Genomic DNA, 21,070 nt, shown 5'->3' with positions numbered 1-21,070 from the left:
ATCACTCCCTATTTAATATATTTAATTCTTCATATTTACCGTCTATCTCATATTCTACGATAAATTCTGATGGCCTCGCATCTTTTCCTACGTATTTAATTTCTACATTCACTTTTACTTCCTTAGGTGGAGTCTCTTTTAAAGCTGCAGCCCATTCATCCTCAACCTTCTTATACCGTCTCAAATTAACATCAGATAATTGTGATACTAGATTATCAATCTTAGGTGACCCACCAAATCTGTCAGCCGCCAAATGTCCTGCGTGGTCCTTTCCTTTTATCTTACCTAATGTATTTCTGCTATGCGATAGTCTATTTCCCCTATCAGTTAGTTGTAGATTATCTGCCTCGAATTTTGAAATTCTGCCTAAATTATCAGTTTCATAAAAATAATCGTATTCGCCTGTTTGATATCTAATATTAGGCTTTAATCTATTTTTTCTTCCATTAGTATACTGTTCGCCTTTTCCTACTAATGGTTTAATTTCACTATCTCCAGATAAACGATTACCCATACCCCCATCATCAACCCTATCACCTTTCCCCCCACCACTCAACTTACTAAACATCATTTTCAAAGGGGCAACTATATTCTCCTGAATAACCTTATTATCCAAAACATTCCACGGCACATTAGGTTTATTAGGTACATTTACATACACTGCATTATTGTCTATGTTACCATTTCTTTTCATTATATCTATAAAGACGTCTATACCACCAACTACATTATCTGCAACATATACCAATCCATTTCTAACACTGTTAATCCCTTTATCCAACTGTTTGACCACATGAATCGCACCGTTCGCTGTCTTCGTTACTACTTCTACACCACGCTGCTTAATCCCTTCAAATGCTTTGTTGTTTCGTACGAGGTCATTTACTTTTGGTTTAAGCGCTTCGGTTACGGAGTTTGTCTTTGGTCCATCGCCGTTATCGACTGCTTTTAGCCATTTTGCCTTGCCGACTACCCCGACATATGGAATTAGCGATGGTGCTGCGTTTCCGGCGATGTAGGCGATTCCTTCTTCTTCAACGGTATCTGAGATGCCTTGGCCGATTGATTCAAAGATGCCGAATGGGTCTTCGATGGCGTCGCTAATCATTTTTCCGTACTTGGCTTTGACTTCATTGGCCGGGTTTTTGATGAAGTCGGGCTCGATTGTGTCTGGGATGTGGTTGGAAACTGCGACGATGCTGGCGTCTACGACGATTGTGACAATGCCGACAAGGATATCTACGATGCCTTCGACTAGGCCTTTAATAAAGCTTGTTGCTACTTTTATATCCTGCTCAAACTGGTCGATGATTCCTTCAAAGAAGTTTGTGTATTTGGATTTGACGGCTGCAGCTTTGTTATTGTAAGCATCGTCGGTGTTTTCATATGGGACGATTTTATTATCAAAAATGTTCCATAACGCGTCCATTTTTCGGTCAAGTATTGTTTGGGTTGAGGAGATCTCACCGCGAATGTAGTCGAGCTTTGCTTTGTTTGAGCGACTTTTTTCTTTTTCCTCATCGGTTGGGTCGTCCCAGAAAGCGAGCGAAAAAGGTTCATTTTTTGTTATTCGGATAGCCTTTGGGACGTTGTTGTTAATTCCCGATTCTAACTGGCACAGGTTCATCCATATATCCCTGCGATCGACTCGCATCATCGCATTCCTGGCGATTGGTGATATATGTGCTGTGGTGTCGTCTACATATCCTTCAAATAGGGAGAGTAGGTCACCGATTTGTTCACGGTATTCTTTTATATGTTTCTTTGAATCTTTGACAAGTTCATCCCAGGCGTCGATGCTATCGGCGTAGTTGTTGTTGATGAAGCCCACTAATGTTTCGAGTGATGAGTCCATTGTATCTAGGGCATTTTTATATGTGCGGAGCTGTTCGATAATCCCGTCCAATATTCCGTAGTTTATTTTAAGATCCTGTTTCATGATGAGGCACCACTCTTTATCTTTTGACCAATTTGTTCATCGGTACTCTGCATTTGTTCAATAATTTGTTCGCCGACTTTCTTTATCGAGTTTAAATTTTCTAATAGACTTGTATTGATGTCATCGTTCATGTTGTCTAGGAGGGCGTCTAGTTTATCGATGAAGTCTGAGTTAAAGCTTTTTAGCTGGTCTCGTGTGCCATTGCGAAATGATGTCGTGTAGCTTGTAAAGTCATCAATACCTTGTTGCAGTGAGTCTAATGCAGCCTTTAATTCATTTATATCTAGTTTAATTTCTGCTTTCGCCAAATAGTTCCACGTCCTTTCTATATGGATGGGCTGAAAAATTCATCTAAAATGTACGGCTTGAATGGTTGAGATGAGTTGATTTAGTTCTGAAATCATGTCGTCTACGATTTGTTGCATTTCCTCTTTTGCAGAGGCGTTTTCAAAGTCCATCTGCTCGAAGTTTTGTTTAATTTCTCTTTTCGCGTCCTCGAGATTGTTAATAATTCTAAAATTCCCAGTCACCTATTAAATTTGTTAAAGAATCATAATTTTATAATAGATGTGAGGTATATATTCACTATTAAGGATTCAATTTATTGTTACTATTAATATAGTGAAATGTTACCTCCATATATATTCAACCTCAATATTTCTTACTGCTTATTTTAAATATGAACATTTATAACTATTAAATTTAATAAGATTGAGGCCTTTTTTCTTAGTGAGATTCAAAAAAATCAAGTCAACTTATATATGACTTGATTTTTTTATATAATAGCTTTATAACCATAAACTTTTATTCTATTTTTCGAGCATTCTATTTGTTATTTTATATGCAATAAAAAAAACAATCGATGTCATTATTACCTGTAACGTTATCATGACGATTTTTGTTTTTAAATCTTCAAAGACTAGTAAACCAACCAGTACCTGACATAACATAAATACACTATAAACTAGTAGTGTTATAACTTTTCCATACTTCAACCAAAATTGAGACACTTTTTCCCTCCTCCTACACTACATTTCTAATCCTCTATAAACAATTCTCTCTATCATATTATGATTAAAGAAAAGATTATAATCTTCTGTTATATTACCTTCTGGAAAAGGTACTGATACGTAGTGATACTTTTCTTGAGTTCTGCGTTGTATTTGGTCTTTACCGTAAATCATAACTAACTTTTTTACATTTCTTAATTTAACAACTGTTCCAATTGGCAATAAATCTATATCTGAACGATTATTCATATCTTGATAATCCATTTGCTCTCCTCCATTATTATTTTTTTCTTTTAAGTTCAGGAAACTTTTTAAGCCATATTTTTGTTCTAAATACATGTATTCCAATTGCTGGTAATATAAATAATATTATTAAAGCAGAACACACAATAATCCAATCTTCCATTGTATTATTGCCGGGATCAGTTCCCAATTGTAGTATTCCAAACAACGCTCCGAATCCTAATATCATACAACTAGCAATAATAAAGGCAGCATTTATACTCCTGATCAACTTTTCTTTAGTTTCCTCCATCAAATACTACTCCTTTTCCTCATCTTTTTCTGCACCAAACTTTAACCCAATACCTATACCATATGCAGCATATAATTCGTTATTTAACCCAACCTTTGCCGATGCTCCAATACTACCTAGTGATGCCTCAACTCCAATATATGGGTCCCACTCAAGTCCAAACCATTCCTCTAGTGGTTCATAACCAAACCAATTCAATGGATTAACTGATATCTCTGCAGTTGTAGCAGATACTTTAGCTCCCACACTTGCAGTATAATTTTCGATACCTGCGACAGTTTCACCATGTAAAAATTTCATATCTAATCTTGCTGGAGAATTTTCATGTGCCAAACGGCTATGAGATACAGCTGCTTCAGCTTTTCCACCTATTAAACTCCCCGATATAAAGGAATCAGTAAAATCTAAAACAGGAAGTACAACTTGACCATCTGCATAAAATAACTTTTGAAAGTACTTTTCATCCTTTAATCCATTCACTTTCAAAGCTTTATTTGTATCAACAAGGCTCACTCCATTTTTTATTTTAACACCACTTAAGTTTGCCTCAAATAATGAATCGTAATTACCTATTCCTGTAGTACCTAATACACCTGATTCACTAAACTCCTTTTTATACTTGTAATTTAATAATTCTGTTACTTCCAAACTATCATTACTTTCTTTCTTACTCTTACTAGGCCTGATATCAGCTATATCTTTTATGCTAATATCCTTCATATAATTTGGAGTTAATGGGTATGGGAAATCCCCTACTACAAAGATACCGTTTTCTTTCTCTACTAAATCTAACCCTGTCTGAACCATAGATTCCATAATAATCATTGGGTCATTTAGTATGTTAAATACACCTTCATTGTATCTTGTAACAATTCTTTCTGCATTTTCTTTTAATATACTTGGTTCTATAATGTCAGGGATATGAAGTGAAACAGAAACTATGCCTGACTCTATAACGATAGTAGTCATTTTTAAAATAAAATCATGTATTCCAACTACTATTTGATTAGTTACTTTATTTATTACCCTGTCTATTTTATTAATATCATCTTTTACCCATTCAAATAAGTTAGTATATTTTGCTTTGACGGCTGCAGCTTTGTTATTGTAAGCATCGTCGGTGTTTTCATATGGGACGATTTTATTATCAAAAATGTTCCATAACGCGTCCATTTTTCGGTCTAGTATTGTTTGGGTTGAGGAGATTTCACCGCGAATGTAGTCGAGCTTTGCTTTGTTTGAGCGGCTTTTTTCTTTTTCCTCATCGGTTGGGTCGTCCCAGAAAGCGAGCGAAAAAGGTTCATTTTTTGTTATTCGGATAGCCTTTGGGACGTTGTTGTTAATTCCCGATTCTAACTGGCACAGGTTCATCCATATATCCCTGCGATCGACTCGCATCATCGCATTCCTGGCGATTGGTGATATATGTGCGGTGGTGTCGTCTACATATCCTTCAAATAGGGAGAGTAGGTCACCGATTTGTTCACGGTATTCTTTTATATGTTTATAATCCTTTTTGTAATCCTAAAATAAAAAGCACTTGTTGCCTTTAATCGACAATCAAGTGCTTTAATTTTCATCTGTTTTTAAGTAGCTAAAATAAGTGAGTTTTATAGTAACAGTATGACGACTTTTGTATGTCAAGACAACTACTACGTTAAAACTTACGAGCTTGTACGAATTCATTACTTTCATGCTCATTCTATATGTTTTATATTCGCCGCTCAATAAAATGTCAACTCGCCTAAACTCGTACTTCGTTTCCTATTCTTTCATTGTACACAGTACTCAATGATGTACAACCATCATTGAGTATATACTTTTTTAACACCCTATTATTCTTCATAACATGTTCTAATTAATTTACAGCAATACTTTGTCACCTCTGTATGCAAATGCTGTAATCTTTATTGATCACTATACACTATTCAAATACTATTCTACAAAATTGATGCTGAAACTCTCATGAGTTATTAATTCAATTTAGATATATCTATACTGTAAATTTTTTAAAGGTTATTATTTTTTACTTCCTCAAACCACTCATCAGCAATATGGCTAGCTGTTTTAACTTCATCATTCGTATATACTAAATCATACTTATATTGAGCTTTAAACTTGCCACTATGAACATCATATATCAATTTCATCTCAGTTGGCATGTCACGCTCATATTCTTTGCATAACTCTTCAATTTTCTCAATATCTTCACATATAATGCGTAATACCATAGACTGTCTTTTAGTAGAAACATCATATCTTTCGTCTTCATCTTCCAATGCATCATTTACTTTATGACGTTCTACATACTTATTGTTAATGCAATAAAAGAAACTTCCCGAAATAATTCCTTCCTCACGCGAAGCATAAACGTACACCTTATCCGCCCTATCTTCAACATATTCCATACATATAGATATCATATCTGCTTGCAATTCACTAAATTTATCTTCAAATTCTTTCATACTACTTTTTCACTCCTTAAATCAATTTTTAATAACTCTGAAGTCCGACTTACCATCAATCGAGTAATTAACTATAAATTCCTTTGGACGTATATCATTGCCATGATAAATTATTTCAACATCAACTGTTACTTCTTTAGGGGGTTTTTCTTTCAAAGCTGCAGCCCATTCATTTTCAATTTTCTTATACTGCTTCATATTAACATCAGATAATTGCGAAACTAAATTGTCAATTTTAGGTGAGCCTCCAAATCTATCACCAGCCAAATGTCCTGCATGATCCTGCCCTTTTACTTTTCCTAGAGTATTTTTGCTATGTGATAATCTCTTCTCTCTCTCAGTTAATTGTAATTTATCTGTTTCATAAAAGTAATCATACTCTCCCGTTTTATATCTAACATTAGGCTTTAATCTATTTTTTCTTCCATTTGTAAATTCAAAACATAACACAACCCTTTATTTTTTCTTCTACTATCGTCGTATACTGTACATAGCCATTACAATCTATAAAATTTAACAATTAATACACTTATAAAATTATAATCTTCTTTTAAACTTTCAGGTTAAAACACAAAAAAGCACTTATTGCCTTTAGTTGACAATCAAGTGCTTTAAGTAGCATTAATTTTGTAAGTTTTATTGTAACAGTATGACACCTATTATGTCGTGACAACTACTACGTTAAAACTTACGAGTTTGTACGAGTTCGTTAGGTTAATATACATTCAATGTGTTTATCATCATCACCTAGTAAATTATCATCTCGCCTAAGCTCGTACCTCGTTTTCTATTCTATCATTACACATAACACTCTATGACGGTACAACCATCATGAAGTATGTACTTTTTAACAGCCTATTTTAAATTGCAACGTCTTGATAACCTACTTCAGTTACTTTTTCATTTAGCAAACGAATCCCTAGCCCATTTTCTGTATCCCATGTACAATTAAATGTAATTCCAATATCCCGACCGTCAAAAATACCTGCATAGGGAACAACAATCCCATCTAGACTTATCATTTCTAATATTTCATTAGTTGTTTCGACTAATGGATAGTTTTCATTTACTTCAATATCATAACCTAGTTCCTGACGCTCTTGTTTGTAATAGTCTAATATTGATTGCAAAAAGCTTTGTTGTAATTGTTCCCAATTTTGCATGAGTGAAGTATATGCTACATATTGTTCTTCATCAAACTTACCTTCCTCATCACCTTTTACTATTAGTGCTATCTCAACTTCATTTCCCAAAAAGTTAATGCTAGTATCCTTAGACCACACAAAATCATATTCAAGCTCACCAAAAACCGCATCATTTATTTTCATCTTACTTCTCCTTTTTATTTTTTAGCAAATCCTCCTGGCTCAAACACCCCTGCGTTTTTCTCACCTACTCACCAAGATGCCCAAATCTTTTATTTCTCTCTGTCGGTACAAGTTGCATTATTTTCACATCATTTACTTCATGCCATGTTAATTGATTTTTCGTTCGATATTTATATATATCTTTCGCGGTAATCCCACCAGGCTCCATTCCAAATTGGCGAGCTAGTGCAACAGAGTCATTTAGTGCTTCTGCCAACCTATAAAGTGACCATTTTCTGTGATTTTGTTCAAGTTGAAATAATTGTTTCACTACTTCTGCTTGCCCGTTATGTATCTTTAACTCCTTATCACCCTTTTGTTTCGTGTAACCAAATTCAGCCATTTACCATCCTATTAAACTACTTCTTTTTCTTGCTCCATCGGCAATTCGTAGGCTGTTTTGTGCTTCATCATCCCATAAATAATGTTCACAACTTGTCACCCTATCCGAGTATTAAAACCAAACTTCATGATGGTAATACCTTAATGAGTTCTGAATTTCATGAAAGCATCATTAAAGTAGCCCTACACATAATTTATTTACTTCCACAAAACCCTTGTCTTTCCTACTTTAATATACGAACTTTGTCATTCTGGTGTACAAAATATTAATCGAGTAGTTAGTGTGGTTGTTTATTTAAATGTCACTGCAACCAATCTCATAAGTTTGCTAACCATCATGAGTTTTTGATTCAAAAGTGATTTTGTTTTTAACCATAAAGTTCTTAAAGTTAAAAAACCTTGAAAGGTATATAGCCAATCAAGGTTAAATAACTACTCAACATTTACTGAAACAAATGTAGTTTCATCACTTGGAAAGTCATTAGGGAATGCATTGCATTTTAATTCTTTCATTATTACTTGATATAAAAATTCTACCATTGTAAGTGAGTAAGTATAATTCTCTGGTGATCTCGATTCATACACTACAATTTTCCATTCATCAGGTTTTCCATCTGTTAACCAGTACAATTCGTCACCATTATCAGTGTATGCCCATGGAATTATCCCCCCACTTGAAGGGTAAACATCATGTTTATAATATTGTGGGAAATTTTCCTTGGATTGAATATATGCATCTGTCATTTCCTTCTGCCTACCAAGATAATTTACATTTTCATCGTTTACAAAAGGAGTTAATATCCACAAGAAATTGTCAATACCGCCCGTACCATAAGTTTCAATAAATTTTACATAGTCTGAAGGTAGTTCCGTACCAAGAGTGTCAAAAAATCTTAGCCATTTTTCTTTATCCCCAGTTTTTTGTGGAATTTCTGGAGGGGGGAGTATTTTAAATAATTTATCCAAATAAATCGACTCCTATTTTTTATTTATTATTGTAACATCTAAAGAAAAACCATTTGTTCCCCTTGCTTTTAACATAACACCTTTAGGCATTAAATTATTGCCCTCATAGATCGGAATTGATTGGTATCTTACAACCTCACCTTTTTCAACAACTTCTCGAACAGAACTCTCAAAATCTCTCATAATAGATAGGTTCAAGAAAAAACCTTGAAAGGCACTTAGCCAATCAAGGTTCGTTCATCATATCACTCAATAAAATCAACGCTTAATCTATCTACCCGAATTTGTACGTTTTGATTATGAAGATATCCATAGTCGAAAAGAAATTCACTATCTACCTCGAATATTATGCCTGCGTCTATATTACCAGTATCAATATTCAAGGTACCTCTTATAAAATGCGAAAAACTATCACCTATCTGTTCAATACCTTTTTCACCTGAATCAATCTTAGAAATTACGAAGTCATCAAGTACTGCCAATTCCATTTCAACTAGGTACTGTCCTCCTTGAATTATCTCAAAAGGACAGTTATTGATAAAAGCAACTAATCTTTGTCCATTAATTTCAAGTACAGCTTCTTCTTCAATTAAAGGACTTAATCCTATTAATTTTGCAGTATATTGCATGAAAAGCTACCTCCTTATTCCAAAGGGTTAATTGTCTTATCCCGTTTATTGTTATTTAGCAATTTCCATAAATCCTCACCGCGTTTTACATGATACGTTGTAACATCACCATTGGCATTTGTTCCAACAAACTCAAATTTTGCTTCCCCCTTACGAGAGTTACCCATAAATTTCACGTAACCTGTTCGAGTTTCACCTTTATATTGATATCCTACTTTTGTTCCACTGCTCATAACATCCCTAGCACCTTGCATATATTCATCTGCATTACTATAAGCACCATGGAATTCATTGTTTTTAACTGCATGTTTTTCGTAATGAGATTCTAGTAAATCTCTAGAAGCAAAATTCTTATTAGCAAAGTTACCCGTACCCTATGTTAAAATCCGCTAATAAAAAAACAATCGCTCTTAAACCTTATTAAATACTTCTTCCTCTTTTATTATCGGCAATTCATAGGTTGTTTTGTGCTTCATCATACCGTATATAATGTTCACAAGCCTTCTCATAATGCAAACCAATGCTTGTCCCTTTGTTTTGCCTTCTTTTAGTTTCCTTTGGTAGTATGCATGGAATACTGGGTTCCTTGGTAGCTTACTTCCTTTTGCCACCTGTACTTGCTGTACCGCTAAGTTGTAAAATAAAGTGTGTAGCGCCCGATTTCCCTGCTTGCTTTTTTGTTCCCTTCCTTTCCCACCAGAGCCAAAGTAAACAGGCGCAATACCCGCAAATCGTGCTAATTTGTTGGCATTCGGAAAACGGCGTACATCGCCTATTTCTGCAATTAAAGCTGAAGCTGTCACGAGATCTATGCCTGGCATCGTGTCTAATTGAACGTCTAGTAAACTCATTAACCCTTTTAATTCTCGTTCCACATAGCGCATTTCCTGCTTCTTAAATGAAATGTCTCGGACGATGCTCTTTACTAGAAAGTCTCGTGTTTCTTGGTGTTCTCTTACTGTGTTTCCATCCTCTTTCACCAACTTTAAAATTTCACTCGCTTTTTTCACCGAACATGTATTGCTACTAGCTTCTAATAAAAATATGGTCAATTGCTTAACACTTACCCCTTCTAAACTCGGTGGAGATGGGTATCGTTCCCAAAATGCCAATGCTGTTTTTCCATCTACTTCTGAAAAAAACTTTTTATAGCTTGAATAATGGTGACTTAATTGAATATGCAGTTGGTTCTTTAAAGCCCCTTGTGCCTTTACTAATGCATTTCTTCTATTAACCAGTTGTTGTATCGACCAAAATAAATCATGTGGTTAGCGTCTGGTAACTGGTCTAGTTTATTTACCAATATGCGTGCCACACATTCTGCATCCCAGCTATCACTCTTTTGTGTGGTCATATGGCTTTTTCGTTCAGCGTATGAAAGAGCTGGATTTACTTCTTTTACAACTTGTCCATGGTCGGTTAAAAACTGCGCTAACGATCGTCCATAGCCTCCCATCTTCTAAGCCAAATACAGGCGTCAATCCTTCTTCCATCAGTTTATCAATATCTAGTAAAAACGTGGAGAAAGCAGATGGTTTATTTACAACTGTTAATTCAGCTAACTTCTCCTGCCAACAATTAATAATAACCGCCACATGGTGTTGCTTATGTAAGTCTACTCCCACATAAAAATGTTTCTGTCGTTTGTGCATTAACTCATCCTCCTATTCAATGGAATGAAAATGCCGGCAACCTTAGTTCGAGCGTTCACCTTCCGGTGCGCATTGGTACGAAAGCCTATCCATTTTCACCGTTACATACTAACTTATAAGAAAATGAGCACCTTTTTTAAGTAACCCTACAAATTATTGCAGGGTGTTGCCCATTTGCTTGAATTTGCCCATATGTATAAATTCCCCGATAAAAGCTTTCACGGTCTAAAATGCGCTTCACTTGTACTTTTGTAAATCGTTTCCCTTTCTCTGTTCGATAACCTTCCATGTTAAGCTGTTCTGCCAATTGAGACAGTGACCAATGTTTTAAAAAATGTCTTAATTCAAAAAGTCTCCGTACAACTATCGCTTTCTCGGTATCTACTTCTAATACTTTTTGCCCTTTCTGTACTGTATAGCCAAACATGACTCCCCCACCTGTATAGCCACCTTGTTCTGCTTTTTTCTTTCTGCCTCTACTCAACTTTAATGCAATTTCGAGCCTTTGATATTGATCTAACAGCTCTAACATGCCATTCACTAAAAAATCATTTGGTTCATGTGTGTATATGCTGTAATTTGGCTGCTCAATCGCTTTAACATCTGCGTCGTATTTTTTTAACTCTCGTTGTATCAATACTTTTGCCATATTAGAGCGCCACAAACGAGACGTATTCAGTACAATTACCTGGCTTACTTGATGATATTCTATATCTGCCAATAGCTCTTGCAAGCCTTCTCGCTCAATAGTTAATCCATCTTCATCAACTGTCGCTCCACTGATTCCTCTATCTTCATATATGTGAAGCAGTTGGAGTTTATTTTCGTCACAATACCTTTCAATTTCTTCTACTTGATACGCTAAACTATACCCTTCACGTACTTGCCCTTCTGTTGAAACACGTACATAACCAACTACTTTCTCTTTCATAATGCTCCCTCCCGTTACAGCAATTAAAGTCCCTGTAACGTTTACCCGTTTTTTGAGGATAACGTGTGCATAACGTCCATCCGTTAAAACGTACTTTACGATGACTTCAAAAAATAATACAACCCTTTATTTTTTCCTCTACTATCGTCGTACACTGTTCACAGCCACTACAGTCTATAAAACAACAATAAAAATTTAACACTTAATGCACTTATAAAATTATAGTGATTTTTTAAATTTCTACGCTAAAACGCAAAAAAGCACTTGTTGTCTTTAATTGACAATCAAGCGCTTTAAGTTCATCTATTTTTAAGTAGCATAAATTTGTAAGTTTTGTAGTAACAATATGACACTTTTTATATTTCATAACAAATACTACATTAAAACTTACAAGTTTGTACGAGTTCGTTAGTTTAATATACATTCCATGTGTTTATATTCATCGCCCAGTAAAATGTCATCTCGCCTAAGCTCGTACTTCATTTCCTATTCTATCATTGCACATAATACTCTATGATGGTACAACCATCATGAAGTACTTACTTTCAAACACTTATTTCTTTTTCTAAAACACTAACCTTTATTCTGCTGAAGGATTATAATCCACCTCTACATTTTTTAGTCCTTCTATTACTTTATTTATTCTTCTCGATAAGTCTTTTATTTCTTCTAATGTTAATTCATCTCCTGCTTCTTGTGGATTAAACATGCTTAATCTCTTTATTATACCTTCAATGCGCCCAATAAAAACTTTCTCATGGCCGATTGCAATTTCTCCAATAGCAGTATCAACAATAACATCTTCTATCTTACCTAAGTTATCAAATTCATCCGCTAGTTTTGCTATAGCATACCTATATCCCCTGTCTTCATCTAACAACTCTTCATATGTCTCCTGAATCGCACCAAATAATTCATTATACTCCCAGTCTTTCATCAGTCTTCCCCTCCAAAGAAATTAAGTTTAAGGAATAATTCTATTACCATTGTTGTTTATGACTTCTAATTCAATATTTTTATATTTAGTAGCAAACTCTGCTATGACTTTACTGCAACTGTCGCAAGTATCTAATTCTGTAAATAACTTGATTTTACCAGTAGCTTGTGTATTCTCTCCAAGCCTAGAAGCAATATCATTTAGTATTTTATACTCCGTATCTGTATTCCTTAAATAACTCTCTCCCTCTTTACCAACTGCTTCTGTAGCTTTAAACATTGGATTTTCAGGTTGTAAAGAAATATCAGGCACCTTATGCTCAAGATTTCCTTTGAGTTCATTTATGCTGCTTTGAGCATAAAATTCAGATTTACTTAGCCCACTGACATCCACTTCTGCAACAGCAAAATTACCAGATTTCTTATACCTACTTGTTAAATTCCCTCTTAGTTCTTTCACTCTATCAATTATATGTGCTTCTGTTACTGAATCTATTTGTCTCGTTGGATATACTTTTCCCGTACCCTTATCATCAACCCTATCACCTTTCCCCCCGCCACTCAACTTACTAAACATCACTTTCAAAGGATCAACTATATTCTCCTGAATAACCTTATTATCCAGAATTCTATCGGTCTAAAATACGTTTCACTTGTACTTTCGTAAATGATTTCCCTTGAGTTGTTTCATTTAGCCAAATGTTACCCTTCCTCCTGCATATCCACCTTCTTTTGGTTTTTATTTCTTCCTTTTGTTAGCTTCCGCGCTATTTCAAGCCGTTGTATCGTCCAAAGTTTTGATTTCTAAAAAACAAAAACACCTGATACCTAATAAGGCAATCAAGTGCACATGGTTAATTCTTTAACGTACTATCGAATATTACTGAACTGGTCCCATAAATTCAGTAATAATATGAATATGTTCCTTCAGTTTCACTTTTTTTAGATTTTCTACTTTTTCTGCTCCACCTAAACCTAATAGTGGGGTGTATCCAAAACACTCTTCGTAGTTTGGGGCACTGTATTTACTAATCGCATCAGGATAAGGCTGCCACATTAATTCATCGTTCATAAAGTCATTATCTTTTAAATCATCAAAGAAAAATTCAAATCCGGATGAAACAACATTAACATATCCTTTTCTAAAGTTTAATAAATTTACATACTTGTCTTTTTCCCATACTATAATATCACCCATTGCGGTTGTTAAAATAGGAATCGCCTGTTCATACCTTAGATAACTTCTCTCTAAAACATCTAAATAATCGTCTGGATTTATAACTTTTAAATAGCCATTTACTAAAGTACCAAAACCATATTTTTCCATGTCTCTATTAATTCTTCAGGAAGTTTATCCTTATATTTTAAAATAACATCTTCACCAACTGTTTCATGTTTTATAAAATCGCTAAATATAGTATCCAATTAATATACCTCCTTTGAATTATTGAGTTAATTTTACATTTAAATAAGTATTCTTTAGCTGCTCAGGTGACATATTCTTCGCAATTTCCCTAATTTGCGAATCAACATCCGATTTAAAGTAAAAAAACCTTGAAAGGCATTTAGCCAATCAAGTTAATAGTTTAAGTTAGTATGAGTTTATTTTAGTTAAAAATTTCTCTACTAAGTCTTTATATTCATTATAGTCCTCATCACTCATAAAGTTATCCATTTCTACATTTTCTTTTACGTCCATAAGTACTTCTTTTAGTGGTTCCTTTTGTTCTGTGATTTTTTCCATATCAACAGAAAATAGTACCTCTAATAGCTGACCATCATAAACATCACCTTCTAGAGGGTTAAGTTTAAGAAACCCTATTGCTTTATCAATTGCTATTTCAATAAAAATATTCTGTTTAATCATTCTACATAAATCAATAATATCTAATTCTGTAATATCTTTATCTATTAAGGTATTATACCATTCATCCAATGCATAATCTTCTCGGGCCTCTCCCTGTGGCAATTGATAAATATCCCTTATCTTCATTTTTATATCCCTCCAAAAGGTTCAAATAAGTCTTCTATTTTTTTTATATTTTTATTAGTCTTATCCAAACCATCTTGTAATACTTTTCTTGTTGTAGCGTCTAAGTTCGGGTTATTTAGCGAACCTTCTAACCCTTTTCTTATCTTAACCAATCCTTTATATGAATCCTGCATTTCTTGAAGATGGTTCCAATATCCCCCACCAGGTTTAGGAACAGGATTACCTTGTAAATCTCTTAAGGTCCCTGAAAAGTCTTTGTCTGTTAAATGTTTATTTACTATATTGTCTAAAGTTTCAAGGTTTCTTTGTTGTGCTCTAGTAACATTAACCGTACCCTTATCATCAACCTTATCACCTTTCCCCCCACCACTCAACTTACTAAACATCACTTTCAAAGGATCAACTATATTCTCCTGAATAACCTTATTATCCAAAACATTCCACGGCACATTAGATTTATTAGATGCATTTGCATAAGCTAATCGATCCTCAACACCATTAGGATTTATTAGCGTCCTAATGAAAATATTCGCACCACCAACCACATTTTCAGCAACATATACCAATCCATTTCTTACACTGTTAATCCCTTTATCCAACTGTTTGACCACATGAAGCGCACCGTTTGCTGTCCTCGTTACTACTTCTACACCACGCTGCTTAATCCCTTCAAATGCTTTGTTGTTTCGTACGAGGTCATTTACTTTTGGTTTTAGAGCTTCGGTTACGGAGTTTGTCTTTGAGCCATTGCCGTTATCGACTGCCTTTAGCCATTTTGCTTTGCCGACTACTCCGACATATGGGATTAGCGATGGTGCTGCGTTTCCGGCGATGTAGGCGATTCCTTCTTCTTCGACAGTATCTGAGATGCCTTGCCCGATTGATTCAAAAATGCCGAATGGGTCTTCGATGGCGTCGCTGATCATTTTTCCGTACTTGGCTTTGACTTCATTGGCTGGGTTTTTGATGAAGTCAGGCTCGATTGCGTCTGGGATGTGGTTGGAAACTGCGACGATGCTGGCGTCTACGACGATTGTGACGATGCCGACGAGGATATCGACTAGGCCTTCGACTAGGCCTTTAATAAAGCTTGTTGCTACTTTTATATCTTGTTCAAATTGGTCGATGATTCCTTCAAAGAAGTTTGTGTATTTGGATTTGACAGCTGCTGCTTTATTATTGTAAGCATCATCGGTGTTTTCAAATGGGACGATTTTATTATCAAAAATGTTCCATAACGCGTCCATTTTTCGGTCTAGTATTGTTTGGGTTGAGGAGATTTCACCGCGAATGTAGTCGAGCTTTGCTTTGTTTGAGCGGCTTTTTTCTTTTTCCTCATCGGTTGGGTCGTCCCAGAAGGCGAGTGAAAAAGGTTCATTTCTTGTTATTCGGATAGCCTTTGGGACGTTGTTGTTAATTCCCGATTCTAACTGGCACAGGTTCATCCATATATCCCTGCGATCGACTCGCATCATCGCATTCCTGGCGATTGGTGATATATGTGCGGTGGTGTCGTCTACATATCCTTCAAATAGGGAAAGTAGGTCGCCGATTTGTTCACGGTATTCTTTTATATGTTTCTTTGAATCTTTGACAAGTTCATTCTAGGCGTCGGTGTTTTCTGTAGAGGCATTTTTAACAATTCTAATGTATCTAATGAAGCCCTTATTGCCTTGATGGAATTGTTCAAAAATAAAAATAGGCCTGTCACTTCTCAACAAAATTTGAGAAATGACAGACACAAAAACCTTCAGGTATCCAACAAACTTTTCCATACTACACTTTGACTTCGTTGATTAATTCTTGGTGCAGTTATCTGTTTCGATTCCCCTTTTTTCCATACAGGGGTCGGTCCACTCTAGTGAGAATAAGGATTCAAGCGAACTCTTATCATGTTGATTCTGCAACAACAATAAAGACCTTGATAATTTCTATAAAAGGCAATTAATTTTTATTATCTTTGTAATGAACCAAATCATACGGATAATAAGGAACATCTCTTAATATTTGGTCATCCAAATCTAATATTCTTGCAATTGCACCACTTTCATAACTCCAATACCCATTATAGGTATCATGTTTGCTTTTATGAGATTCATACCAACCAGTATCTCCATGGCCATTGTACCATGCTTCCTCTAAATAATACTTTAGCTTCTCGACAGCTTCATTTTTACTTTTAGCATTAATGACATCGTAAAGTAGGCTATATGGTTCAGAAAACGTAAACCCTTTGTTTGAATCATTCCTATTACTATTTTCTTTATTTAATAAAAAATCAAGCAGGTAATCTTGTAATTCAAATCTAGTTACAAGATTTTTTAACTGGTTTATATATTTTTGTGATACATCTAGCATTATCCCAATTGATATCATCCATAAAATTCTCACATATCCACTTTCTTTATTCCAGGATTTTTTCAATATATCAATGATTTCAGGATATAGTAGTTTAATTTCTTCAATAGGAGCTCCCATAGAGTACAAACTATTCAATTTATTGAAATAGCTATTTTGAATAATTAAATACGCTCTTTTTAATCCCTGGTCTTCTTCACCACGTTCTTCCAAAACTTTTTCTGCCATCAATTTATATTTAACTAACTTACGATTTTCATCGTCTAAATACTTATTAAAATAGGATGTACTTCTAAGTGTATCTCTCATTATCTACATTCTCCTCTACTTCAATACTTTCCCGGAGGAATCTAAAAGCGATTCAACAACATTTCCATTTATATTAATTCTTACTAATAGTCCCACTACATTTTTTGGATTCAGGATCATTTCATCTCTTATTTTTTCGGCTAATTCTGGTCCCACAGCTTCATCTAGTCTATTACTACCTAAAATCCAATCTTCACTCATTTGATATCCATCTTTAGTATTTGAAAGTTGTGAAGTATTATATTTCGCCTCCGCTATCACATACTTAGGCGGTGGAGATGAATTTTCATATACCCCATCGATTCCCCTGACAATTTTTTGGTCTAATGTTAAGACACGATCATCACTAATTCTAGTATAGGTTTGACTTTCAAAGAAGTCATCCATTTTCATCTCACCATAATTCCCTTTATGCTTAGTTGTTTTTAAAACTACTTCTCCACTTTCTACTGACTCGATAACTTTTAGTTGTTGTGCCCTCGCTGCCTCGATAGTTTGTTCTATTTTCACAGAGTCAATTGCTACCTCGTCAATATCATCCTTATTATCATTCCTATCACCTTTCCCCCCACCACTCAACTTACTAAACATCACTTTCAAAGGATCAACTATATTCTCCTGAATAACCTTATTATCCAAAACATTCCACGGCACATTAGATTTATTAGATGCATTTGCATAAGCTAATCTATCCTCAACACCATCAGGATCTATTAGTGTCCTAAAGAATATATTCGCACCGCCAACCACATTTTCAGCAACATATACTAATCCATTTCTAACACTGTTAATCCCTTTATCCAACTGTTTGACCACATGAAGCGCACCGTTCGCTGTCCTCGTTACTACTTCTACACCACGCTGCTTGATTCCTTCAAACGCTTTGTTGTCTCGTACGAGGTCATTTACTTTTGGTTTAAGAGCTTCGGTTACGGAATTTGTCTTTGGTGCATCGCCGTTATCAACTGCTTTTAGCCATTTTGCCTTACCGACTACTCCGACATATGGGATTAGGGAAGGTGCTGCGTTTCCGGCGATGTAGGCGATTCCTTCTTCTTCAACGGTATCTGAGATGCCTTGGCCGATTGATTCAAAAATGCCGAATGGGTCTTCGATGGCGTCGCTAATCATTTTTCCGTACTTGGCTTTGACTTCATTGGCTGGGTTTTTGATGAAATCGGGCTCGATTGCGTCTGGGATTTGGTTGGAAACTGCGACGATGCTGGCGTCTACGACGATTGTGACGATTCCGACGAGAATATCGACTAGGCCTTCGACTAGACCTTTAATAAAGCTTGTTGCTACTTTTATATCCTGCTCAAATTGGTCAATGATTCCTTCAAAGAAGTTTGTGTATTTGGATTTGACGGCTGCAGCTTTGTTATTGTAAGCATCGTCGGTGTTTTCATATGGGACGATTTTATTATCAAAAATGTTCCATAACGCGTCCATTTTTCGGTCTAGTATTGTTTGGGTTGAGGAGATCTCACCGCGAATGTAGTCGAGCTTTGCTTTGTTTGAGCGACTTTTTTCTTTTTCCTCATCGGTTGGGTCGTCCCAGAAAGCGAGCGAAAAAGGTTCATTTTTTGTTATTCGGATAGCCTTTGGGACGTTGTTGTTAATTCCCGATTCTAACTGGCATAAGTTCGCCCAGATGTCCCTGCGGTCGACTCGCATCATCGCATTCCTGGCGATTGGTGATATATGTGCGGTGGTGTCGTCTACATATCCTTCAAATAGGGAGAGTAGGTCACCGATTTGTTCACGGTATTCTTTTATATGTTTCTTTGAATCTTTGACAAGTTCATCCCAGGCGTCGATGCTATCGGCGTAGTTGTTGTTGATGAAGCCCACTAATGTTTCGAGTGATGAGTCCATTGTATCTAGGGCATTTTTATATGTGCGGAGCTGTTCGATAATCCCGTCCAATATTCCGTAGTTTATTTTAAGGTCCTGTTTCATGATGAGGTACCACTCTTTATCTTCTGACCTATTTGTTCATCGGTACTTTGCATTTGTTCAATAATTTGTTCGCCGACTTTCTTTATGGAGTTTAAATTTTCTAATAGACTTGTATTGATGTCATCGTTCATGTTGTCTAGGAGGGCATCTAGTTTATCGATGAAGTCTGAGTTAAAGCTTTTTAACTGGTCTCTTGTGCCGTTGCGGAATGATGTCGTGTAGCTTGTAAAGTCGTCAATACCTTGTTGCAGTGAGTCTAATGCAGCCTTTAATTCATTTATATCTAGTTTAATTTCTGCTTTCGCCAAATAGTTCCACGTCCTTTCTATATGGATGGGCTGAATATTTCATCTAAAATGTACGGCTTGAATGGTTGAGATGAGTTGATTAAGTTCTGAAATCATGTCGTCTACGATTTGTTGCATTTCCTCTTTTGCAGAGGCGTTTTCAAAGTCCATCTGCTCGAAGTTTTGTTTAATTTCTCTTTTGGCGTCCTCGAGATTGTTAATAATGCCACTATCCCAGCTGCCGTAGACAAGCTTATGACAGAAATCATACGTATATAATGCCATTATTGTTCACCTGCACGTTGTTTAAGTTCAATTTCCTTTTGGAGCTTATGCATGTCCTGTGTTGAAAATTCAATAGATTGTAAGTTTTTATCAATGATTAGCTCTTGTTTCATGATGATTTCTAACGCTTCCTCTGCCTGGTCCTTATAGCCTTTGTGTAGAACATTTTTAATAAGCGGTGTTGTAAAGTGTATTTGTGCATCCTTTTTCATTTCTCCGAATGGGTAGAGGACACCACAATAAGGGAAGTATGTATTGTAGCCCTGCGGTGCAATAAACCTTCCTGTTATTACAACCTTTGCGGGAATACCATGTTCTTGACTCGGCTTGAAATAAGCTTCATCAAGCTCAACAACTGTACCTAACGGTAAAACCTCACGTGACAGCTCGAGGCAGCTTGTTAGGAATCCATGATATGTAGCCTCTTCTAATGAAAAAGATTTCTCTAGGAATGTTATCGTATGGAGTGTTTCTTCACGTCGGTAATAAATATCTGTATCCCGACTATACAATTCAAGCTCCGGTATCTGCTGCTTATAAGCATCATATAAATGTTGAAAAATCATCTCATCTAAGGCAAAATGCTCACAAAATTCCTTCATTATTAGTCCAAATCCCAACTGTTTATCAGTATCTAACGTCTGAATAATTTGATTAACCTTCTCTAAAACTAACTCCTTCAACTGTTGCGTAAACTTATTTACCATCTATCAAACACTCCCTTTTCAGGTTCACTACAAAAATAAACATATAGGTAAATGTTACTTCCAATATTATGTAACCTCAATCAACCGATTTACCCATTTTGGAAGCAGGGGGACGGTTCTTTTGCTTCCAGTGAGGATATGACTACGGGATGTTGGAGGGAAGCGGGAGGTTCCGGGGAAGCGGGGGGACGGTTCTCTTGCTTCCATCGAGGATTTAATTAACTGAAATTGGATGTAGTATAATATAAGGAGTTTTATGAAAATCTCTAGCAGAACTTCCTACCTATGTTTAATGATAATTTCTGGTGTATGAAATAATAATTTTGGACACAAAAATGTCCCATGACTATGCTACGATTGAAGTACTTAACCAAGTTTACTCAATCACCCACCCAAC

The 21,070-nt window shown here is 35.6% G+C and carries 23 protein-coding genes and 3 pseudogenes; all 26 read right to left on the bottom strand.

Annotated features, from left to right (window positions below; genetic code table 11):
• Position 1: 1 nt before the first annotated feature.
• Complete coding sequence (locus J2S19_RS21005) at positions 2 to 1,939, bottom strand: DNA/RNA non-specific endonuclease (RefSeq protein ID WP_307346053.1); 1,938 nt, start codon at positions 1,937 to 1,939, stop codon at positions 2 to 4.
• Entirely contained in the window at positions 1,936 to 2,247 is a 312-nt protein-coding gene (locus J2S19_RS21000; RefSeq protein ID WP_307346049.1) for a hypothetical protein, read from the bottom strand. The genes J2S19_RS21005 and J2S19_RS21000 overlap by 4 nt, the downstream gene beginning before the upstream one ends.
• A gap of 501 nt (positions 2,248 to 2,748) precedes the next feature.
• Positions 2,749 to 2,949, bottom strand: a complete 201-nt coding sequence (locus J2S19_RS20995; protein WP_307346047.1) for a hypothetical protein — start codon at positions 2,947 to 2,949, stop codon at positions 2,749 to 2,751.
• Between the two features lie 18 nt (positions 2,950 to 2,967).
• Positions 2,968 to 3,213: a DUF4176 domain-containing protein gene (locus J2S19_RS20990; RefSeq protein ID WP_307346043.1), complete on the bottom strand. Its 246-nt coding sequence runs from the start codon at positions 3,211 to 3,213 to the stop codon at positions 2,968 to 2,970.
• 16 nt (positions 3,214 to 3,229) lie between these two features.
• On the bottom strand, positions 3,230 to 3,484 hold the full coding sequence (locus J2S19_RS20985) for a hypothetical protein (protein WP_307346041.1): 255 nt from the start codon (positions 3,482 to 3,484) through the stop codon (positions 3,230 to 3,232).
• 6 nt (positions 3,485 to 3,490) lie between these two features.
• Entirely contained in the window at positions 3,491 to 4,882 is a 1,392-nt protein-coding gene (locus J2S19_RS20980; RefSeq protein ID WP_307346039.1) for a hypothetical protein, read from the bottom strand.
• Between the two features lie 611 nt (positions 4,883 to 5,493).
• On the bottom strand, positions 5,494 to 5,949 hold the full coding sequence (locus tag J2S19_RS20975; protein ID WP_307346037.1) for an immunity protein YezG family protein: 456 nt from the start codon (positions 5,947 to 5,949) through the stop codon (positions 5,494 to 5,496).
• A gap of 21 nt (positions 5,950 to 5,970) precedes the next feature.
• Positions 5,971 to 6,399 carry a DNA/RNA non-specific endonuclease gene (locus tag J2S19_RS20970; protein ID WP_307346034.1) on the bottom strand — a complete coding sequence of 143 codons (429 nt, stop codon included), beginning with the start codon at positions 6,397 to 6,399 and terminating at the stop codon, positions 5,971 to 5,973.
• Positions 6,400 to 6,809: 410 nt separating this feature from the next.
• A complete protein-coding gene (locus J2S19_RS20965; RefSeq protein ID WP_307346031.1) occupies positions 6,810 to 7,277 on the bottom strand; it encodes a DUF2004 domain-containing protein in 468 nt (155 codons plus the stop codon).
• A 64-nt stretch (positions 7,278 to 7,341) separates the two neighbouring features.
• A complete protein-coding gene (locus J2S19_RS20960; protein ID WP_307346028.1) occupies positions 7,342 to 7,659 on the bottom strand; it encodes an HNH endonuclease in 318 nt (105 codons plus the stop codon).
• 431 nt (positions 7,660 to 8,090) lie between these two features.
• Positions 8,091 to 8,624 (bottom strand): SMI1/KNR4 family protein, encoded by a 534-nt coding sequence (locus J2S19_RS20955; RefSeq protein WP_307346025.1) that lies wholly within the window; start codon positions 8,622 to 8,624, stop codon positions 8,091 to 8,093.
• Between the two features lie 245 nt (positions 8,625 to 8,869).
• Positions 8,870 to 9,253 carry a UCP019853 family protein gene (locus tag J2S19_RS20950; RefSeq protein ID WP_307346022.1) on the bottom strand — a complete coding sequence of 128 codons (384 nt, stop codon included), beginning with the start codon at positions 9,251 to 9,253 and terminating at the stop codon, positions 8,870 to 8,872.
• Between the two features lie 14 nt (positions 9,254 to 9,267).
• On the bottom strand, positions 9,268 to 9,486 hold the full coding sequence (locus tag J2S19_RS20945) for a hypothetical protein (protein ID WP_307346019.1): 219 nt from the start codon (positions 9,484 to 9,486) through the stop codon (positions 9,268 to 9,270).
• Positions 9,487 to 9,663: 177 nt separating this feature from the next.
• A pseudogene (locus J2S19_RS20940) lies at positions 9,664 to 10,905 on the bottom strand (IS110 family RNA-guided transposase).
• Between the two features lie 136 nt (positions 10,906 to 11,041).
• Positions 11,042 to 11,836: a recombinase family protein gene (locus J2S19_RS20935; RefSeq protein ID WP_307346016.1), complete on the bottom strand. Its 795-nt coding sequence runs from the start codon at positions 11,834 to 11,836 to the stop codon at positions 11,042 to 11,044.
• Positions 11,837 to 12,416: 580 nt separating this feature from the next.
• Complete coding sequence (locus J2S19_RS20930) at positions 12,417 to 12,773, bottom strand: Imm3 family immunity protein (RefSeq protein ID WP_045291793.1); 357 nt, start codon at positions 12,771 to 12,773, stop codon at positions 12,417 to 12,419.
• Between the two features lie 27 nt (positions 12,774 to 12,800).
• The gene (locus J2S19_RS20925) at positions 12,801 to 13,349 is read right to left on the bottom strand and encodes a deaminase domain-containing protein (RefSeq protein WP_307346092.1); all 549 of its coding nucleotides are present in this window, start codon (positions 13,347 to 13,349) and stop codon (positions 12,801 to 12,803) included.
• A gap of 303 nt (positions 13,350 to 13,652) precedes the next feature.
• Positions 13,653 to 14,197: pseudogene (locus tag J2S19_RS20920) on the bottom strand (T6SS immunity protein Tdi1 domain-containing protein).
• A 19-nt stretch (positions 14,198 to 14,216) separates the two neighbouring features.
• Positions 14,217 to 14,303: pseudogene (locus tag J2S19_RS23800) on the bottom strand (polymorphic toxin type 15 domain-containing protein); the annotation flags it as partial.
• Positions 14,304 to 14,363: 60 nt separating this feature from the next.
• A complete protein-coding gene (locus J2S19_RS20915) occupies positions 14,364 to 14,765 on the bottom strand; it encodes a contact-dependent growth inhibition system immunity protein (protein WP_307345991.1) in 402 nt (133 codons plus the stop codon).
• 2 nt (positions 14,766 to 14,767) lie between these two features.
• Positions 14,768 to 16,237, bottom strand: a complete 1,470-nt coding sequence (locus tag J2S19_RS20910; protein ID WP_307345989.1) for a polymorphic toxin type 28 domain-containing protein — start codon at positions 16,235 to 16,237, stop codon at positions 14,768 to 14,770.
• A 472-nt stretch (positions 16,238 to 16,709) separates the two neighbouring features.
• A complete protein-coding gene (locus J2S19_RS20905) occupies positions 16,710 to 17,432 on the bottom strand; it encodes a PoNe immunity protein domain-containing protein (protein ID WP_307345986.1) in 723 nt (240 codons plus the stop codon).
• Positions 17,433 to 17,447: 15 nt separating this feature from the next.
• The gene (locus J2S19_RS20900; RefSeq protein WP_307345983.1) at positions 17,448 to 19,394 is read right to left on the bottom strand and encodes a hypothetical protein; all 1,947 of its coding nucleotides are present in this window, start codon (positions 19,392 to 19,394) and stop codon (positions 17,448 to 17,450) included.
• Positions 19,391 to 19,702, bottom strand: a complete 312-nt coding sequence (locus tag J2S19_RS20895) for a hypothetical protein (RefSeq protein WP_307345980.1) — start codon at positions 19,700 to 19,702, stop codon at positions 19,391 to 19,393. Before J2S19_RS20895 ends, J2S19_RS20900 begins: the two co-directional genes overlap by 4 nt.
• A gap of 39 nt (positions 19,703 to 19,741) precedes the next feature.
• Positions 19,742 to 19,966, bottom strand: a complete 225-nt coding sequence (locus J2S19_RS20890) for a hypothetical protein (protein WP_307345978.1) — start codon at positions 19,964 to 19,966, stop codon at positions 19,742 to 19,744.
• Positions 19,966 to 20,673, bottom strand: coding sequence for a DUF4176 domain-containing protein (locus J2S19_RS20885; protein WP_307345975.1), 708 nt, complete (start codon positions 20,671 to 20,673; stop codon positions 19,966 to 19,968). Before J2S19_RS20885 ends, J2S19_RS20890 begins: the two co-directional genes overlap by 1 nt.
• Between the last annotated feature and the right edge of the window lie 397 nt (positions 20,674 to 21,070).

It is taken from the genome of Metabacillus malikii (assembly GCF_030813355.1).
Taxonomy (GTDB): domain Bacteria; phylum Bacillota; class Bacilli; order Bacillales; family Bacillaceae; genus Metabacillus; species Metabacillus malikii.
Note: the sequence above shows the minus strand (reverse complement) of the source record. Positions and strands in the feature narration are given on the sequence as shown.

What these genes read in the sequence shown, in the direction of transcription:
- J2S19_RS21005 (WP_307346053.1), bottom strand. Translation starts at nt 1,939, where the DNA reads ATGAAACAGGATCTTAAAATAAACTACGGAATATTGGACGGGATTATC.
- J2S19_RS20990 (WP_307346043.1), bottom strand. Translation starts at nt 3,213, where the DNA reads ATGGATTATCAAGATATGAATAATCGTTCAGATATAGATTTATTGCCA.
- J2S19_RS20985 (WP_307346041.1), bottom strand. Translation starts at nt 3,484, where the DNA reads ATGGAGGAAACTAAAGAAAAGTTGATCAGGAGTATAAATGCTGCCTTT.
- J2S19_RS20980 (WP_307346039.1), bottom strand. Translation starts at nt 4,882, where the DNA reads ATGCGAGTCGATCGCAGGGATATATGGATGAACCTGTGCCAGTTAGAA.
- J2S19_RS20975 (WP_307346037.1), bottom strand. Translation starts at nt 5,949, where the DNA reads ATGAAAGAATTTGAAGATAAATTTAGTGAATTGCAAGCAGATATGATA.
- J2S19_RS20965 (WP_307346031.1), bottom strand. Translation starts at nt 7,277, where the DNA reads ATGAAAATAAATGATGCGGTTTTTGGTGAGCTTGAATATGATTTTGTG.
- J2S19_RS20960 (WP_307346028.1), bottom strand. Translation starts at nt 7,659, where the DNA reads ATGGCTGAATTTGGTTACACGAAACAAAAGGGTGATAAGGAGTTAAAG.
- J2S19_RS20950 (WP_307346022.1), bottom strand. Translation starts at nt 9,253, where the DNA reads ATGCAATATACTGCAAAATTAATAGGATTAAGTCCTTTAATTGAAGAA.
- J2S19_RS20945 (WP_307346019.1), bottom strand. Translation starts at nt 9,486, where the DNA reads ATGAGCAGTGGAACAAAAGTAGGATATCAATATAAAGGTGAAACTCGA.
- J2S19_RS20935 (WP_307346016.1), bottom strand. Translation starts at nt 11,836, where the DNA reads ATGAAAGAGAAAGTAGTTGGTTATGTACGTGTTTCAACAGAAGGGCAA.
- J2S19_RS20930 (WP_045291793.1), bottom strand. Translation starts at nt 12,773, where the DNA reads ATGAAAGACTGGGAGTATAATGAATTATTTGGTGCGATTCAGGAGACA.
- J2S19_RS20925 (WP_307346092.1), bottom strand. Translation starts at nt 13,349, where the DNA reads ATGTTTAGTAAGTTGAGTGGCGGGGGGAAAGGTGATAGGGTTGATGAT.
- J2S19_RS20915 (WP_307345991.1), bottom strand. Translation starts at nt 14,765, where the DNA reads ATGAAGATAAGGGATATTTATCAATTGCCACAGGGAGAGGCCCGAGAA.
- J2S19_RS20910 (WP_307345989.1), bottom strand. Translation starts at nt 16,237, where the DNA reads ATGCGAGTCGATCGCAGGGATATATGGATGAACCTGTGCCAGTTAGAA.
- J2S19_RS20905 (WP_307345986.1), bottom strand. Translation starts at nt 17,432, where the DNA reads ATGAGAGATACACTTAGAAGTACATCCTATTTTAATAAGTATTTAGAC.
- J2S19_RS20900 (WP_307345983.1), bottom strand. Translation starts at nt 19,394, where the DNA reads ATGAAACAGGACCTTAAAATAAACTACGGAATATTGGACGGGATTATC.
- J2S19_RS20890 (WP_307345978.1), bottom strand. Translation starts at nt 19,966, where the DNA reads ATGGCATTATATACGTATGATTTCTGTCATAAGCTTGTCTACGGCAGC.
- J2S19_RS20885 (WP_307345975.1), bottom strand. Translation starts at nt 20,673, where the DNA reads ATGGTAAATAAGTTTACGCAACAGTTGAAGGAGTTAGTTTTAGAGAAG.